Raw genomic sequence first — 17,179 nt, forward strand, 5'->3', positions numbered from 1 at the left:
ATTGCCGACAGCGTTTGGCCGGCGCCTATCGCCGGTGACTCTTGGGGAAGTGCCTTGCGTATTTTGTTTGTTGGGGACGAAGCCAGTCTTCCGTCCGACCTTGTCGACTACATTGCCGAACTCGGCGACAACTGGCAGGCGCAGCAGGTCCCGGACGGGAACTCTGCCATCGAAGCCGCCGCGCTGTCGCCCTTCGATGCCGTCATCGTTGCCCCGGTCCTGCCGGACTTGACCGCCGCGACCTTGCTCGGGCAAATCCGCACCCTGCGGCCCGACACCATCCGCATTGCCCTGATCGATGCCCAGGACGGGCAGCGCACGCCACCGGCGCGCATCATCGGGGTGGCGCACCGTTTCCTGCCGATGCCGCTGGCACCGGAAGTGCTGCTGGAAGCGGTCACCAGCCTGGAAGAGTTGCGCGACCTGCTCAGCAATCCGCGCCTGCGCGCGGCCATTGGGCGGATCGAGAAGCTGCCCTCCCCGCCCCACCTGTATTTAAGCCTGATGCATGCGCTGGAAGAGGACGATGGCGCCGACGCGGCCGACATCGCCAAGCTGATCGCCGGCGACCCGGCGATCGCGGCCAAGGTGCTGCAGCTGTGCAACTCGGCGTTCTTCTCCGGCGGACGCAGCATCACCGACCTGCGCACTGCGGTAACGCGCCTGGGCGTGGCCACGCTGCGTGACCTGGTGCTGGCCAGCGAAGTGTTCTCGGTGCAGACCCTGACCCCGGCCGAGCGCGCCGCAATGCAGCGCCGCGCGCTGCTGTCCTCGCGCCTGGCTGCCAAGGTGTTGCCACCGACCAGCGCCGAACTGGGCTCCACCGCCGCACTGCTGGCCGACATCGGCCTGTTGCTGCCCGGCGTGCGTGATGAACGCGAACCGGCCGTAGAAGGTGACGAGCGTCTAGGCCACACCGAGGCGGGCGCCTACCTGCTGGGCCTGTGGGGCCTGCCGATGCCGATCATCGAAGCGGTCGCCTTCCATCGCCACCCGCAACGCTCCAGCCTGCGCAGCTTCTGGGTGACCGGCGCCGTGCACGTGGCGACTGCATTGGCCAGCGGCGAGACCGTGGACGAGGAATACCTGACCAAGGTTGGCGTCATCAATCGCCTGCCAAATTGGCGCGAGCAGGCCGATACGTTGATGGGGCTTGCTGAGGCGTAAGTCTCTGCACGTGCAGTGATGCAGGCTGAAGGGCGCGACGTAAGTTGCGCCCTTTTTCTTGCATACGATGCGCGCACAGATCTTCGTTTCAAAAGCTACGCCATTGCGCTGGCCCGTCGCGGCCCAGCAAGCGACGTCACGCACTCTTCCACTTGCCATATCAGACGGCATGGACCGACGCATTTGTCGCATTGGATTGCAGCGATTGCTGCTTATTGATAGCAGATAGCGATGCAGCCTGGAGGCTTGGCTTGACCGCTTTGCAAGCCGTCAGAGTATGCATACCGAGTAGAAACACGCTTGGATCATTGCTTCAGAGGATGCATTCGCGGCTCACAAGGCATTGCGTTGCCAACGATATTCAGCCATTTGGACCAGTGAAACGCAGCGTTAGCAACACATGCGTCTCCGCGTAAGACGACGCCAATGGAGCGCCACAGCGAGGTTGAATCACGCTCCGGCAGCAAGTCTGTAAACCAAACGCCATGCCTGCCATTTCGGGGGCCGCACTTTGCCGGCAAAAAGCGCTAACCACACAGATAACGCCTAGACATACCAATCTACGTGCTAATGCAAACAAAAAAAGCGGGCCTTTCGGCCCGCTTTTTCGTAACACGTTCTACAACGTTTCGGTGATCAGAAGCGCTGGTTGTACTGCACGAACAGGAAGCGGTCGTAGTCGAGCATCGGGTCGATCGCCGCGGTGCTGCTGTTGGTGATCGAGTAGGTGACCGGCGGCTGCTTGTTCCAGATGTTGCGGGCACCCACGGTCACGCTGCCATCCCACGGAGCCTGCCAAGTGACAGAGACGTCCTGATAGGAGATCGAGCCCTTCTTATTGGAACCGGTGCCGCCACCCCAGCCCGGATTCGGGGTCTGGTAGTTCGGGTTGTTGCACTCGATGCCTGCCGCTGCATCCCAGCAGTAATCGCGGAAACCGCCGTAGTAACGCAGGTTCCAGTTGGCCGACAACGCGCCCAGCGACCAGTCCAGACCCAAGGTGGCACGCACGCGCGGGAAGTTCCAGTAGCCGGCAGCATTTGCCCACTCGGCACCAGCTTCTGCCTGCGACTTATAGGTCGCCAGGTAGTTGGTGTCCAGGTTGACAGCGAACTTGCCGTACGCAGTTTCCGGCATGCGATAACGCACACCGAAGTTGTAGCCTTCGGTTTCCAGGCGACCCAGGTTGACGTTGCCGCGGCTCAGCGTGGTGACCTGCCCGGTGACCGCGTCGCGACCGTAGTCGGCGCAGTAGCTGGCCAGGCTGTTGAGGTAGCAGTTGTTCAGCACATCATTGGCCGTCAGTGACGTGATGATGTTGGAGATCGAAATGCGGTACCAATCCAGCGAGAAGTCCAGGCCCTGCACCCAATGCGGGCTGTACACCATGCCCACGGTGCGGGTGATGCTGTATTCCGGCTCAAGTTCGGCATTACCCACGCCCGAATTAAACGGTGCATTGCCCTGCACGTCGCGACGCGTTACCGCGTTGCCTGCAGTATCGGTCTGACGGAAACCAGCCGGCAGGCCTTCGCCAGCGCAGCGTGCTGCCACACCCGCATTGCCCAGCGAACCGAAGGTCGCATCGCAGGGATCGGTGAAGGTATCGAACGTCTGCGAGCCGCCACCGAAGGTGTCCGACAGCGTCGGCGCACGGAAACCGGTGCCGTAGGTACCACGCACCAGCAGGTCGTCGATCGGCTTCCAGGTGAAGCTGAACTTGCTGTTGGTGGTGTCGCCGAAGCGGCTGTAGTTGCTGTAACGCGCGGCCACGTCGAACGACAGTTCCTTGGCGCCCGGCAGGTCCTTCAGCACCGGAATCAACAGCTCCAGATAGGCTTCGTTGGTCTGGTAGCGACCTTCGGTGGCCTGTGCGGCCAGGTCGGTGGTGTAACCGGCGCTGGACAGCTGGTCTGGATAGTCGTAACCGCTGATTTCGCGGTGTTCGACGCCTGCGGCCAAGCCCAGCTCACCGGCCGGCAAATCGAACAGGCCACCGGTGATGTTGGCAGTCCACTGCTTGCTCAGGCTCTGCTGCGTGGCCTGACCCAGCGCATTGATGTATTGCAGCGCGTTCGGCGTGGAAGCCGACGGGCCACCCAGGATGTTGAACGGGGTGCACTGGCCCAGCGCATTGCTGGTGCCCAGCGGCAGCGGGCTGGCTGCGGTGCCGCACTGGACCTGACCCTGTGCATTGAGGAACGACGGGCCCAGCGCCTTCTGCAGCGCCAGCAAGTTGATGTTGCCGCGCGACACCTGCGTCACATCGTACTTGTTGTAGTTGAAGCCCACGTCCCAGTTCCAGCCGTGGCTGCCGACGTCGAACACGCCTTCCAGCGCTGCATCGAAATGCAGGGTCTTGACGTTGCTTTCGGTGGTGCGCGGCAATTCAACTGTGCGACGGAACCAGCTGTTGATGTCCTGGCCGACCGGGTTGTAGTAGCTGGTACCGCTAATCGCCACCGGGAACTGCGGCTGCGACGAGGCCTGCAGCGGGTAACCGGCGATCTGACGGTTCGAGTCGCGCTCGGAGTACATCGCGGTCGACTTGAAGGTCAGGCTGTCGGTCAGGTTGTAGCTGCCGGTGGTGAAGATCGACTTGTTACGGCTGGACTGCTGCAACATCATCTGATCGACGGAGTTGTAGTAGTCGTCGGTGGTGATGTCGTTGTGGTAGTTGGCGATGTTGCGCGAATCGGCGCCCACGCCACGGCCGTCGAACGAACCGGTATGGTTGAGGATGTAGGTCTGGTCGTTAGAAGTGAAGCGGCCCCACGGGCCGGTCGCGCTCAGACTGTCTTCGATATGGTTCGGGCCGGCCGAATAACGGGTCAGCGCGCGATCCTTCGCCCACACCGGATCTTCGTTGGTGTAGTTGGCGCCAAACACCAGCGAGGAGCGGTCGGTGGTGGTGCCGGCGGTGAAGGAATACTGCTCCTTGGAACCGTCGCCACGACCATTCTGGCCGAAGTACGCCGAGGCTTCTGCACCGTCGTAGTTCTGGCGCAGGATGATGTTCACCACACCGGCCACGGCGTCGGAGCCGTAGATCGCCGAGGCACCGTCCTTCAGGACTTCGATGCGCTCGATCAGCGAGCTCGGGATGGTGGACATGTCGGTCAGACCAGACAAGCTGCTGGTCCAACGCTTGCCGTTCACGAGCACCAGGGTACGGTTCTCACCCAGGTTGTACAGGTTGACGTACTGGCCACCCTGCTCCGGATCGGAGGTCAGCACCGCAGCCTTGCTGTAGGTCTGCGTACCGGCGATCGACAGGTTCTGGAGGATGTCACCAACGCTGACCAGGCCCGACTTCTGAATGTCTTGCTGCGTCACGGTGAAAACCGGCTGTGCGGTTTCCACATCGACCGAGCGGATGCGCGAGCCGGTAATTTCGATGCGGTCCAGCGTCGTGGTCGACGGGGCGGACTGCTCTTGTGCATTGGCGGCAAATGCCGGCGTCAACGCGATCGCAATACCGGCGGGCAACAGGCCCAGCCGCACTGCGGAGGTGCGAAGGTTCATCAATCTCTCCAGGGTTCGTTAGTGGCGCGTTAAGCGCCCCTGTGCAAATTACGTTTGCGTGAACGCCGTCGCTTTGCGCGTCACGTTCCGTGGCTTTGCCGAATCTGGCGGATTTGCTGCTTGGTCGCGGTAATGCGAAGCGGAAACGCCGAATCGCGCACGAAATGCACGCGCGAAGCTGCAGCAGTTGTCGAAGCCGCTGGCGGCCGCAACCTCACCGATCATCATCGAGGTATCGCGCAGCAGGTCCGAGGCGCGTTCCAGACGCAAGCGTGCCGACAGCGCCTGCGGACTTTCCTCATACAGGCTCTGGAAGGTCTTGGAGACATACCAACTGGAGAAGTTGGTCAGTTGCGCCAGTTCGCTGATGCGCACCACGCGGTCGCTGTTGCCTTCCAGATACAGACGCGCCCGCTGCATCCGCCCGAACACCTGACGGCGACGGCTACGCGAGCGGCCCGGGCAGCGCTGTTCCTGTTCGACGAATTCGCGCTGCATCCCGGCCAGATGCAGCAGCAGCGGCCGGGCCGAAGCGCTACCGCTCTGCGCGGCGGCATTGCGCCACAGCCGCAATGCAATGCGCAGGTCGCTGCGCGCAAGGTGGCTGCGGCCGGGATACAACGTGGCATCGGTCAGCTCGGCCAACGACTGCAGGCTGTGGCCATCCAGGCTGACGCCGACGCAGACGGCACTGCGGTCCGCCTGCACCGTGGGATGGGAATCCTTGTCGAAGGCGATCCAGTCACCTGCATGCAGGCGGAAACGGCCCTCCTTGGCTTCCACCCAGGAACGGCCGCGCAGCTGCACCCACAACGTAAAGGTCGCCGCCACCGTGCGCAGGCTGCCGAGCCGCGCAACTGCCAGACAAGTGGTCGGCGTGTGCTCGCCAGCACCGTCGATGGAGAGTGCAACGCCACGATCGGCAGTGATGACCTGTTGCATGCTGGCAGCCCGCTGTACAAAAGAGCGCACAGTGTTTTGCCGAATCTGGCGGCAGTCAGGATGTTTTGCCGAAGGTGTCCCGAAATCGCCACGAAGAGATTCCGAAGAATTTACGAAGCCTATTTGTTCAATTTGAACAACAGGTTGGAGACGATGCCGAGCGAGGTGGCGGGTGTTGCGGGTAGCGGCATGAAGGCAATGGCGCTGCCATCTTCCTCAGCCAGCGACACATACATCGCGCCACTGCGCTGATCGATGCTGAAGCCGTTGATGGCGGTGTACTTGGCAACATCCATGCACTGGCCCTGCTGCCCACTGCGCAGTTCACTGTCATGCGTGAAGCACGCGTCTGTGGAAGACAGGTAATGCACCTGCGCATGCGCACCCGGCGCCCAACTGCGGTAACGCCAGCGCGAGGGTTGCATGCGATCGATCGGCTGCAAGGTGTCGGCGGCCAGCGACGGCGCGATGCGCCACAGTCCGCCGGTGGACAAACGCGTGAACAACACCTCGCCTGAGGCGCGGTCCAGACGCAGCTGCGAGACATCAGGCAAGACGCTCAGCGCGCGCCACGGTTGCGCGCGGCGGTCATAGACGGTGGCGAACGTTCGCCCGTCGTCGGAAGCCGCAACCACCAGCAATTGATTAGGGTCTGGCAGGTAGATCGCCTGCAAAGGCCGCGTCTGCGGCACTGCCAGTCCCGTGACCTTGCCACTGCCAGGCGTGACTTCGTAGATGCCACGGTGGCCGGTGGCGTCGGTGCCGGTCACCAGCGCGTGCTGCGAATCGGCCGACCAGTCCGCGGCCTGCCGGCTGTCCGGGCGCAATCCTTCAAGCAGACGTACCGAGCCGGGCTTGGTGACATTGCCCCACCACAGGCCATAGGCGCCGGAACGATTGGAGGTGAACAGCAGTTGCTGGCCATCCGGCGCAATCATCGGTTGATCATCACGCCCATTGGACGGAAACAGACGACGTCGCAGGTAACCGCCGTTCATGGGATCGCGAACCACCTGATACAGACCGAACTGTGGCTTGCGCTGCACGAACACCGCATGCGTGCCGGCCACATCCGGTGCCTGTGCGTCGTCCACGCCGAGATCGTGCAGGCTACGGTGGTGCAACTCCAGCCGGTACAGCCGCGCTTCGCTGTCCACGCGCCGTCCGAAGATCACCCCACTGCTGTCGGGCAGCCAGCTCCAGCCGCGGATCTCGGCAATGTCGTCGGTCAACCGTTCCGGCGTCCCACCTTGCGCAGGCATGCGCCACAGGTCGCCCATCTGTGGGTTACGCATGAACACTATCCACGCACCGTCGGGTGAATACCGCGGCATGTAATCGAAGTCGTCCGGGTGCGCGCTGTACGCCAGCGTCTGCCATTGCCCGGTTTCAAGCTCCAGGCGACGAATGCGCCGCGCGCCATTGGCACCGGTCATGGTGCCGAACAACAAAGCGCGCCCGTCCGGCGACCAGCTGAAACTCAGCATGTCCGCGCCATCGCACCGCACAACCTCGTGGGCCGCGGCCTGGCCGTTGGCGGCGGCAATCATGATGCGGCAGCTGCCATCTGCGCCATCGCGCTCGAATGCGATCGCACGGCCATCCGGCGACCACGCCGGAAGCCGGTCGGCCGCCCCGCGGCCCGGAGTGTCGAGCACGCGCGGATACGCGTTATTGGTGGTCTTGACCAGGATCGAAGTCCCGGGGCGGTCGTTGACCAGGGACGCGTACGCCACCATGGCGCCGTCCGGCGACAGACTGGGCGTCAGGTCGAAGCCGCCACCAGCGGTGATCACCTGATACGGGCGCTTGGGACTGCCCACCACCGTGCCGGCCGACACTGCGCCCGTGCTGGATGCATGCTGCCACAAGGTTCTTGCCGCCAACCCCAACACCACCAGCAGGGCGACGCAGGCCAAGGCCAGCGCCACGCCACGGCGCCGGGCACGTGGTAACTGAGCGCTCGCAGCGGGCTGTGCAGGGCTCGCATCAATAGCGCTACCGATCAGCACGTGCGCGCTGGCGCGGTCTTCCCTCTGCGCGTTGCCGTTCGCACTTGCCTGTGACTGCGCAGGGTCCGGGGGCGCCGCGTTTGTACCAGCACTGTCAACGGCCTCCGGCGTCTCCCACGTCACCGGCGCCAGCAAGCGGTACCCGGTCTTTGCGATGGTTTCGATATGCGCGGAACGTTCGCTGCCATCGCTGGCAAGCGCCTTGCGCACCTGGGTAATGGCCTGCGTCACCACATCGTTGGTCGGCAGCGTGTCCGGCCAGACCTCGGCCAGCAGTTGCTCGCGCGTCACCACCTGCCCCGGCTGCCGGGCAAGCGCCAGCAACACTGCCAACGCCTTGGGCGCCAGTCGCGGGGTGCGCTTTGCACCGGGAACATGCACTTCGCGCGAGGCTACATCGACCGTGCAGACACCGACGCGCAGCCGGCCCATGGACGATGAAGGGATGGAGGAAGAACTCATGGGCAACAAAGACACACACGCCGGCAAGGACAACAAGACCAATCACGCACACTGCGCGAGACGCCAAATTCAGCAAAGCACGACAACCAACTGTGTCATGCATCTAATTGGTGCAAATTTTACGCTATGCACCGTTGCTTCCTATGACAGGCGGCGACGTCAGGCTCTCTCTCTCGCCGAAGAATTCAAACAATTACGACGTACCCTTCGCGCCTCTGGCGCGATTTTTTTATCTGCGATTCAGCTAGACGCGCCGAATTTGCTTGGATTTCGTGCCTCGACGCGGAAATTTTTCCGACGGCACTTGCGATGCAAGCGCCAATCTGCACCATTCAAAACTGAACTTTTCTTAAGCGGCCACAGCGATCCGCTGCAGCCGCGTGCCGCCCGGCAGCTACGACGCCCGATACACCTGTGCGCCCTGCGCCACAAATTCTCCAGACTTCTCCTGCATGCCCGCCTCCAGCGCATGGTCCTCGCTGATGCCGTGCTCAGCCGCGTAGTCGCGCACATCCTGGGTGATCTTCATCGAACAGAAGTGCGGGCCGCACATCGAGCAGAAATGCGCCAGTTTGTGCGCGTCCTTGGGCAGGGTCTCGTCGTGGAACTCCTTGGCTTTCTCCGGATCCAGGCCGAGATGGAATTGGTCGTCCCAGCGGAACTCGAAGCGCGCCTTGCTCAAGGCGTTATCGCGCACCTGCGCACCGGGATGGCCCTTGGCAAGGTCGGCCGCATGCGCGGCGATCTTGTAGGCCATGATCCCGTCGCGCACATCCTGGCGGTTGGGCAGGCCCAGGTGTTCCTTGGGGGTGACATAGCAGAGCATGGCAGTGCCGAACCAACCGATCATCGCCGCACCGATGGCGCTGGTGATGTGATCGTAGCCAGGTGCGATATCGGTGGTGAGCGGGCCCAGCGTATAGAACGGCGCCTCGCCGCACTCGCGCAGCTGCTTGTCCATGTTCTCCTTGATCAGTTGCATCGGCACATGGCCTGGCCCTTCGATCATGGTCTGCACATCATGCTTCCAGGCGAGCTTGGTCAACTCGCCAAGCGTCTCCAGTTCACCGAACTGGGCCGCGTCGTTGGCATCGGCAATACAGCCGGGGCGCAAGCCGTCGCCCAGCGAAAACGCCACGTCGTAGGCCTTCATGATTTCGCAGATGTCTTCGAAGTGCGTGTAGAGAAAGTTTTCCTTGTGGTGTGCCAGACACCACTTCGCCAGGATCGAACCGCCACGCGACACGATGCCGGTGACGCGCCGGGCGGTGAGCGGCACGTAACGCAGCAGCACGCCCGCGTGGATGGTGAAGTAGTCCACGCCCTGCTCGGCCTGCTCGATCAAGGTGTCGCGAAAGATCTCCCAGGTGAGCTCTTCCGCACGGCCGTCGACCTTTTCCAGTGCCTGGTAGATCGGCACGGTGCCGATCGGTACCGGCGAATTGCGAACGATCCACTCGCGCGTCTCATGGATGTGCTTGCCGGTCGACAGGTCCATTACCGTGTCGCCCCCCCAACGGATCGACCACACCAGTTTTTCCACCTCTTCGGCGATGCCCGATGACACCGCGCTGTTGCCGATGTTGGCGTTGATCTTGGTCAGGAAGTTGCGGCCGATGATCATCGGCTCGCTTTCCGGATGGTTAATGTTATTGGGCAAAATTGCGCGGCCGCGCGCGATCTCCTCGCGTACGAACTCCGGGGTGATGCGCTGCTGGATTGCCGCACCGAAGGCTTCGCCGGGGTGCTGCTTGCGCAACACCGCATCGGTGACCGCTTCCAGTCGCTGGTTTTCGCGAATGGCAACGAACTCCATCTCCGGGGTGATGATGCCGCGGCGCGCGTAATGCATCTGCGTCACATTGGCACCGCTGCGCGCCACACGCGGCAAACGTCGCGACGGGAAGCGCACCGCATCCAGCCGCGCATCATGTTCGCGACCACGACCGAAGCTGGAACTCAGTGCGTCCAGTGGCAGCGTGTCGCCACGTTCGGCAATCCAGTCGGCACGCAACGGCGCAAGGCCGGCAGCAAGATCGATCGCCGCCTGCGGATCGGTGTAGGGGCCGGAGGTGTCGTAGACACTCAGCGGCGGGTTGTCTTGCCCGCCGAACAGCGTCGGCGTGCGGGTCAGCACGATCTCGCGCATCGGCACCTGCAGGTCTGCACGCGGGCCTTGCACGAAGATCTTGCGGGAACCGGGAATCGGCTGGGTCACAGCCGCCGAGAGCGTCTGGGTCTGTTGCAGCAAAACGGTGGGCGCGGCATTCATTGGCGTTCGTCCTGTGTGCTGAGAAGCCAGCACCAAGGGTGCTGGCGCTGCGAGGGGTCGCAGTGCGGACGAAGCGGCGGCGCTCAATGGCACGTACCCGTGCAGGCACGGAGCAGCGCATCTAACGAAGCTTCCCTACGCCGGTATGAGCCGGATCAGGTTCGAAGGGACTATCTCAACCGCAGCAGTGCTGTGGTACCCCCACTTCGGCGGCGATTAAACCACATCGCCGCGCGGGCGACATGTGTCTGCGGCGGTCTCAGGCGTCGTGGTGAGTCTGGATTAGACCAGCAACTATCGTCGTGTTGCCTACATCACCTTCAACGCCATACGGGCACTGCCATTTCCGTGGAACGCCACTGTCCATGTAGGCGTCAACCACGTGTTCGGGCGCGCCCCGCCGTCGTGGTCAGCACTCTGCCAAAAGGGTTCGACTGGGCGTCCGCCCTCCCGGCCGTTAAAGCTGCCTGCACCACACCTAGCGGTCTGATCGAACGGCCGCATGACGCAGCTGGAACGCAGCGTGTCTTTCGCAAAGCCGCCGCGTTCATGCCACGGCCGACAAGCAACGCGCATCCTGCCATGCAACACGCAATCGTCGGCATCCACCGGCATTTGCACGGCACGCCACAGCGCTAGCCTGCCCGCATTACAACAAGAAACCAGCTCTCTCTCCCCTGCCGCCGATCTTCGGCGGCTTTTTTTTGTGCCCCCACTTGTCATCACCCGGCTCGCTTAGCTATCGTTCAGCAAACAGGGGATGGATGACGCAAATGCAGGGAACGCAGAGGTGTGTCTGGGCGGCAGCAATGCTGTTGATGTGGATGGGCGGTCAGGCGTGTGCCCAGCCCGCGCCGCCGGCGGAGGCCTTCGTCGAATCCGGCCCGATTTCCTCGCCATCGATGTCGCCGGATGGGAAACATCTGGCGGTGAGCGCCGATCTCGGCGAAGGCAGCTACGCCTTGGTGGTCTACCGGATTGCGGACATGCAATCCACCACCATGCTGCGCCTGCCGCGTTATGAGCTGCCGGTGCGGATTGCCTGGGTCAGTGACCGGCGGCTGGTCATCGGCAAGGGCCGCAAGCTCGGCTCGCTGGAAGAACCCCTGCCCATGGGCGAAATCATTGCCACCGATCTGGATGGCAGCAACCAGCGCTATGTCTACGGCTACCTGCAGAGCACCCGCAATGCCGGCCTGGAGCGTGGTTTCGGCTATATCGAAGGGTTACCGGCCCATCCCAACGGCCACTTCTACATGCGTCGCCTGTCGCTGGATTCGCGCCACTCGATGCTCTACGACGTCGACACCACGACCACCACGCATCGGCTGATGGCCGACATCGACGTGCCCGACCTGCGCTTCGTGCTCGACAATGCCGGTGTCGCGCAGTACGCCTACGGCACCGATGACAACGACAATTCACTGTTGTATCGCCGTAACGGCAACGGTTGGGCAGCCCTGCAACAGGTGCAGGCAAACTGGCGCCCGTTTGCATTCGCCAGCCAACCGGGCCGCGTGTACGGCTGGTACAACGACGCCGGCGGGCCTGCAGCGCTGGTGTCCAGCACGCCCGAGGGCCAGCAACGCAGCGTGCTTGCAGCGGACCCGTTCTACACCGTGGACGACCTGCAGTGGGGGCCTATGCCGCAACCGCCGTTTGCGGCCAGGCTCGGGCCGGGAAAGCCGAAACTGCAGTACCTCGACGACAGCGCCGAAGCCAGGCTGCACCGCAGCCTGAGTGAAACGCTGGCCGGCCAGTACGTGGATTTCATCAATTTCACCGAAGACGGCAACGGCCTCTTGCTGCACGCCTACAGCGATCGCAACGCCGGAGACTGGTACATCTTCAACCGCACGAGCAATACCCTCAAATTGGTCGTCAAGGCGCGCAACGCGCTGCAGCCGGCGCAGATGAGCGAACGGCGCATGGTGACCTTCCAGGCACGCGATGGTTTGACCCTGGACGGTGTGCTGACCGTGCCGAACAACGCCGCCAAGGGCACGCGGTTGCCGATGATCCTGCTGCCGCACGGCGGCCCGCATGCCGACGGCGATGGCTGGGCGTTCGATACCGACGCGGAGTTCCTGGCCAGCCGCGGCTATCTGGTGTTGCAGGTCAACTACCGTGGCGGCCACGGCCGCGGCCACAACTTCGAGCGCGCCGGCTACCGGCAGTGGGGCGAACGCATCCAGGACGATCTGGTCGACGGCGTGCGCTGGGCGGTTGCGCAAGGGCTGGCCGATCAGTCACGCATCTGCAGCTATGGCGCCAGCTTTGGTGCGTATGCAGCAATGATGGTGCAGGTCAAGGCGCCGGAGTTGTTCCGCTGCGCAGTTGGCCTGGCCGGCATCTACGATTTGCAGATGATGTACAGCAAGGGCGACATCAACCGCAGCGACTACGGCATCAATTATCTGGAACGCGCCATCGGCCGTGACGCCGCCGATCTTGCGGCGCATTCGCCGGTGAGCCTGGCCGAACGGATCAAGGTCCCGGTGTTGCTGGTACACGGCGAAGAAGACGAGCGTGCGCCATTCGCGCAGGCCAAGAGCTTGCGTGCGGCATTGACGCGCAGTGGCAATGCACCGCAGTGGATGGCCGTCCCAAAAGAAGGGCACGGTTTCTACAAGGACGCCAATCAGATTGCGTTCTATCGCACGCTGGAACGTTTCCTTGCCGAGCAGCTGGGCAACGCCGTGCCCGCATCACCCGCCAGCACGGCCTCTGCCGCGCCGCAGTAAGCGCGGTTGCGGTTATTCCAGCGTATAGCCCACGCGCAGGCCGCCCCAGTGCTTGCGGCCGACGAAGATCGGCGCGGACAGATCGAACATGATCTGCCCGGTGTCGCGGCGATAGACCTGCAGGCGGTACGGGTCGGTATGCGCGCCGACGCTGCGGCCGACACGGTCGGTGAACTTGCGCTTGGTGCGGTTGCCGACCAGGTCGCGCTTGGCATCGCCGGTCAGCGGCTGGGTGAAGCGCAGGTTGTGGGTGGGCACATAGCCGTCGGGATTGGCGCAGATCGCAAAGACGATCCACGCGTGCGCATCCAGTAACGGTTCCTGCAAGGCAGGCAGAATCTGATCACAGACGCCATCAAACGCCGTACTGAACTTGGCCGGCTCCACGCCGGGAATAGGCGTGTATGTACGCGCAAACAAGGCTGCTTCGTCGATCTGGCCGCGCGCAATGGCCTGCGCCAACGCGGTGCCGATGCGCCCGGCGGTGGCCACCGCCAATTCCTTGACCCGCGCATGCCGTGGCACCTGCAATGGATCGGCCGGCAGCCGGAATAGGCCCACGCAGTCGCGCAGCGTTTCGGTGCCTCGCTCCAGCGCTTCGCTGCGTTCTGCCACATGCGCGGCATGCTGCAGATTGCTGCGCCCCAGCGCCACCACGCCATCCACGGCGCTTTCGATGCCACGGATCTCGCCGTCCTGCGCCTGGATGCGACCGGCCACTGCGGTCATCGCGCCACTGGCACGCCCAAGCAGGCCGGTGATGCCGTCGAGCACGGCTTCGGTGCCGCGCGCGGAAGCGGCGCCTTCGCCGATGGCTGCGCTGGTCTCGGCCAGGATTGCGCGCACATCGCGCGCAGCCGCCGCAGCGCGTTCGGCCAGGCGGCGGATTTCGGTGGCGACCACCGCAAAGCCGCGTCCGGCGTCGCCGGCGTGTGCGGCTTCGATGCTCGCGTTGATGGAAAGGATGTTGGTCTGGAAGGCGACCGAGTCGATGACTTCGATGACCTCGCCTGCGCGTGCGGCGCGCCGTTCCACTTCCTGCATCGCCTGGCCGAGCGCTCGCGCCGCGGCCATGCCCTGGCGCGCGCTTTCATCCGCGCTACCGGCCAGCGTGATCACCTGTGCCAGCTCGGCGTTGACGTCATGCAGGTTAGTCGCCAGCCGTTCCACTGCGATGCGCGCACCATCGAGCGCTTCGGTCTGCGCCTGCGACTGGCGCACCATTTCGTCGTTCTCGGCCACGAGCGGCGGCACTTCGGCGGCGATCTGTACCGACAAGGCCACCGCCTGGCGGATCGCTTCGGCCAGATTGCCAAAACCCGCCTGTAGCCGGCGGCCCATCTCGGTCTCGGCCAGGCCAGCAGGAAGCAACAGTTCCAGCTCGCAGCCGGCCAGCGCCTGCGCGGTGCGTTCGAGCACCGTGCGGTCCTCGTGCTCGGCCTGCAGGCGGGCCACCAGCGGTTGCAGCAGTGGCGAGATCGGCACTGGGCGGCTGTCTTCAGCCAGACGTGTGGCCTCGCGCAGCAAGGTGGCGGTTTCCACGTGCGGTAAGGACAGCAGCCAGCCGCCATGCACGCGGTCGCGCGTGTAGCGCACGCGGCGCGCTGGGTCATCGCCCGGAGCAGCCCACACGCCTTCTTCGCCGACCAGATCGGCTGCGTTCAAGCCCCAGAGCAGCGTGGCGGGCGCGCCCTGCAGCTCGGCGGCGGTGATGCCCAGCACATCGAGCCCGGCGCGATTGCAGGCCACCAGGCACGCCTCGGCCGAAAGCCGCAACAAGGCGACCGGTGCATCGGGAAGCAGTGCTGCCGGCGCATGCGCCGGCAGATCGGACTGTTGCATCGAATTCATGGGATTCCTCCGAATCCATCGAACACGTTAGCGGCGCGCGCGGCGTGGAATTGAGCGTGCATTATCGCGTGCAGCCGCTCAGTAACCGGCGGCCTGCCCGTCCTTGCGGCTCTCCGAGGCGCCGTAATAGACGCCGCTGGCCGGGTCGCGCGCAATCGCCTGGTAGCCGCCATAAGGTCCGTCGGCAAAGATCACCCGGTGACCTTTGCGCATCAGCCCGCGGATGGTGTCGTAGGAAAAGCCAGTCTCCAGATTGACTTCGCCGCCATCGCTCATCGCCGTGGCCTGGCCGGTGGGCTCGGTGGAGCCTTCATGCTGGATGCGCGGTGCATCGCCGGCTTCCTGCAGATTAATATGGAAGTCCACCAGGTTCATGACGATCTGCACATGGCCCTGCGGCTGCATCGCGCCGCCCATCACCCCAAAGCTCAGCCATGGCTTACCGTCTTTGGTGACGAACGCCGGGATGATGGTCTGGAACGGGCGCTTGCCCGGGGCGTAGCCGTTGGGGTGGTCCTTCTTCAGCACGAACATCTCGCCGCGATCCTGCAGGATGAAGCCCAGACCCGGCGGCGCCATACCGCTGCCCATGCCACGGTAATTGGACTGGATCAGCGAAACCATCATCCCGTCGGCATCGGCCACGGTCATGTAGATGGTGTCGCCCTCCTCCAGCTGCTTGGGGGTGCCCGGCTGCACTTCCTTCAAGGCCTTGTCCATCGAGATCAGCGCGCGGCGCTGCGCGGCATAGTCTTTGGAAATCAGCTTGGCCAGCGGCGCCGGCTGAAAGGCCGGGTCGGCATAGAAGCGTGCGCGGTCGGCAAAGGCCAGCTTCTTGGCCTCGGTGAACAGGTGCACATGCTCGGTCGAGCCGAAGCCAATCTTGGAGAAGTCGTAGCCTTCCAGGATATTGAGCATCTGCAACGCGGCGATGCCCTGGCTGTTGGGCGGCAGTTCCCACACGTCATAGCCGCGGTAATTGGTGCTGACCGGCTCGACCCATTCGCCCTGGTGGCTGGCAAGGTCTTCGTAGCTTAGAAAGCCGCCATTGGCCTTGAAGTAGGCACCGATGGCGCGCGCGATCTCGCCCTTACAGAACGCGTCGCGCCCGCCATCGGCGATCTGCTGCAAGGTATTGGCCAGGTTCGGGTTCTTCCACAGTTCGCCCTTGCGCGGGGCATGCCCGTCGATGGTGAACTGCTCCTTGAAGCCGGGGTACTGCGACAACCGCGGCACGGAGCGGTCCCAGTAATAGGCGATCGTCTCGGCAACCGGGTGCCCCTCACGCGCGTAGCGGATCGCCGGCGCCAGGTCCTGCGCCATCGGCTTGCGGCCGAAACGCCCGTGCAACGCTAACCAGCCGTCCACCGCGCCCGGCACCGACACCGGCAGCGGCCCGGTCGGCGGAATGTCCTTCAACCCCCGGCGCTGGAACTCGGCCAGGGTGAGCGACTTCGGCGAGCGGCCCGATCCGTTGTAGCCGTAGAGCTTGTTGGTCTTGGGGTCCCACACGATCGCAAACAGATCCCCGCCCACCCCGTTACCGGTCGGCTCCATCAGGCCCAGTGCGGCATTGGCAGCGATCGCCGCATCCACCGCCGAGCCGCCGTCCTTCATCACATCCAATGCGATCTGCGTTGCAAGCGGCTGCGAGGTCGCGGCCATGGCATGCGGGGCGATCACTTCCGAGCGGGTGGCGAAAGGTTGCCCGGTGATGCGGTCGGCCGCACCAGACGGTGGCGCGAGCAGCACCAGAGCAGACACCAACAAGGCAGGTACGCGACGCATGGCAAGAGCCCCCAGGAGCACATCAATGATGAGTTGCCAACGATACCAGTGCACCAGCGCGCAACGTCCAGACCGCAGGAACCCGGCGCAAAAGCCGCGCAATTGGTGACGCCGGTTGCAGCCACGTGCCGCGCGTCGCTGCGGTTTCAGCGGTAACCATGCTGCTGTGGCGCGGCTTTGCGCGCGCCACTTCGTACGATGACCGAAGTTTCAGCCGCAAGGGTTGACACCCCCGCAGCGGCGGTGGTTATCTCAGACCCATGCCGCAACGCACCGCCACCTTGAACGCTTCACTGCCCGCGCCCATCGGCGCGCCGGCGTCGCTTCTCGTGCTCGTACTTATTACCTCGCCAACCGGTGCGGGACGCGGCTTCGTGTAGGCAACAGACACACAAGGCTTCGATCAGACCCCGCAC

At 63.9% G+C, this 17,179-nt stretch carries 8 protein-coding genes and 1 riboswitch; of the genes, 2 read left to right on the forward strand and 6 right to left on the reverse strand.

Features of this window, described 5'->3' with window-relative positions; all coding sequences use genetic code 11:
* The first annotated feature begins 54 nt into the window (after positions 1–54).
* Complete coding sequence (locus ACCQ01_RS18150; RefSeq protein ID WP_012437451.1) at positions 55–1,167, forward strand: HDOD domain-containing protein; 1,113 nt, start codon at positions 55–57, stop codon at positions 1,165–1,167.
* A gap of 636 nt (positions 1,168–1,803) precedes the next feature.
* On the opposite strand, the gene ACCQ01_RS18155 is transcribed toward ACCQ01_RS18150, so the two are convergent.
* The 4 genes from ACCQ01_RS18155 to thiC form a co-directional block, all read right to left on the reverse strand.
* Positions 1,804–4,692: a TonB-dependent receptor plug domain-containing protein gene (locus ACCQ01_RS18155; RefSeq protein WP_225042431.1), complete on the reverse strand. Its 2,889-nt coding sequence runs from the start codon at positions 4,690–4,692 to the stop codon at positions 1,804–1,806.
* A gap of 48 nt (positions 4,693–4,740) precedes the next feature.
* Entirely contained in the window at positions 4,741–5,634 is an 894-nt protein-coding gene (locus tag ACCQ01_RS18160) for a helix-turn-helix domain-containing protein (RefSeq protein WP_228431199.1), read from the reverse strand.
* A 119-nt stretch (positions 5,635–5,753) separates the two neighbouring features.
* The gene (locus tag ACCQ01_RS18165) at positions 5,754–8,108 is read right to left on the reverse strand and encodes a winged helix-turn-helix domain-containing protein (RefSeq protein ID WP_228431201.1); all 2,355 of its coding nucleotides are present in this window, start codon (positions 8,106–8,108) and stop codon (positions 5,754–5,756) included.
* Positions 8,109–8,502: 394 nt separating this feature from the next.
* Positions 8,503–10,380, reverse strand: coding sequence for a phosphomethylpyrimidine synthase ThiC (thiC, locus tag ACCQ01_RS18170; protein ID WP_228431203.1), 1,878 nt, complete (start codon positions 10,378–10,380; stop codon positions 8,503–8,505).
* A gap of 114 nt (positions 10,381–10,494) precedes the next feature.
* A riboswitch (TPP riboswitch) is annotated at positions 10,495–10,593 on the reverse strand.
* Positions 10,594–11,189: 596 nt separating this feature from the next.
* Here thiC and ACCQ01_RS18175 point away from each other — a divergent pair.
* A complete protein-coding gene (locus tag ACCQ01_RS18175; protein ID WP_228431205.1) occupies positions 11,190–13,124 on the forward strand; it encodes a S9 family peptidase in 1,935 nt (644 codons plus the stop codon).
* Between the two features lie 12 nt (positions 13,125–13,136).
* On the opposite strand, the gene ACCQ01_RS18180 is transcribed toward ACCQ01_RS18175, so the two are convergent.
* Both ACCQ01_RS18180 and ggt read right to left on the reverse strand, forming a co-directional pair.
* A complete protein-coding gene (locus ACCQ01_RS18180; RefSeq protein WP_228431207.1) occupies positions 13,137–14,975 on the reverse strand; it encodes a methyl-accepting chemotaxis protein in 1,839 nt (612 codons plus the stop codon).
* Positions 14,976–15,053: 78 nt separating this feature from the next.
* Complete coding sequence (gene ggt, locus ACCQ01_RS18185) at positions 15,054–16,763, reverse strand: gamma-glutamyltransferase (protein WP_228431209.1); 1,710 nt, start codon at positions 16,761–16,763, stop codon at positions 15,054–15,056.
* Between the last annotated feature and the right edge of the window lie 416 nt (positions 16,764–17,179).

The organism is Xanthomonas sp. NCPPB 4037 (genome assembly GCF_041475695.2).
GTDB lineage: Bacteria > Pseudomonadota > Gammaproteobacteria > Xanthomonadales > Xanthomonadaceae > Xanthomonas > Xanthomonas campestris.

Bases quoted from the DNA above. Each gene is read 5' to 3' on its own strand.
- ACCQ01_RS18155 (WP_225042431.1), bottom strand. From the start codon at position 4,692: ATGAACCTTCGCACCTCCGCAGTGCGGCTGGGCCTGTTGCCCGCCGGT.
- ACCQ01_RS18165 (WP_228431201.1), bottom strand. From the start codon at position 8,108: ATGAGTTCTTCCTCCATCCCTTCATCGTCCATGGGCCGGCTGCGCGTC.
- thiC (WP_228431203.1), bottom strand. From the start codon at position 10,380: ATGAATGCCGCGCCCACCGTTTTGCTGCAACAGACCCAGACGCTCTCG.
- ACCQ01_RS18175 (WP_228431205.1), top strand. From the start codon at position 11,190: ATGCTGTTGATGTGGATGGGCGGTCAGGCGTGTGCCCAGCCCGCGCCG.
- ACCQ01_RS18160 (WP_228431199.1), bottom strand. From the start codon at position 5,634: ATGCAACAGGTCATCACTGCCGATCGTGGCGTTGCACTCTCCATCGAC.
- ACCQ01_RS18180 (WP_228431207.1), bottom strand. From the start codon at position 14,975: ATGAATTCGATGCAACAGTCCGATCTGCCGGCGCATGCGCCGGCAGCA.
- ggt (WP_228431209.1), bottom strand. From the start codon at position 16,763: ATGCGTCGCGTACCTGCCTTGTTGGTGTCTGCTCTGGTGCTGCTCGCG.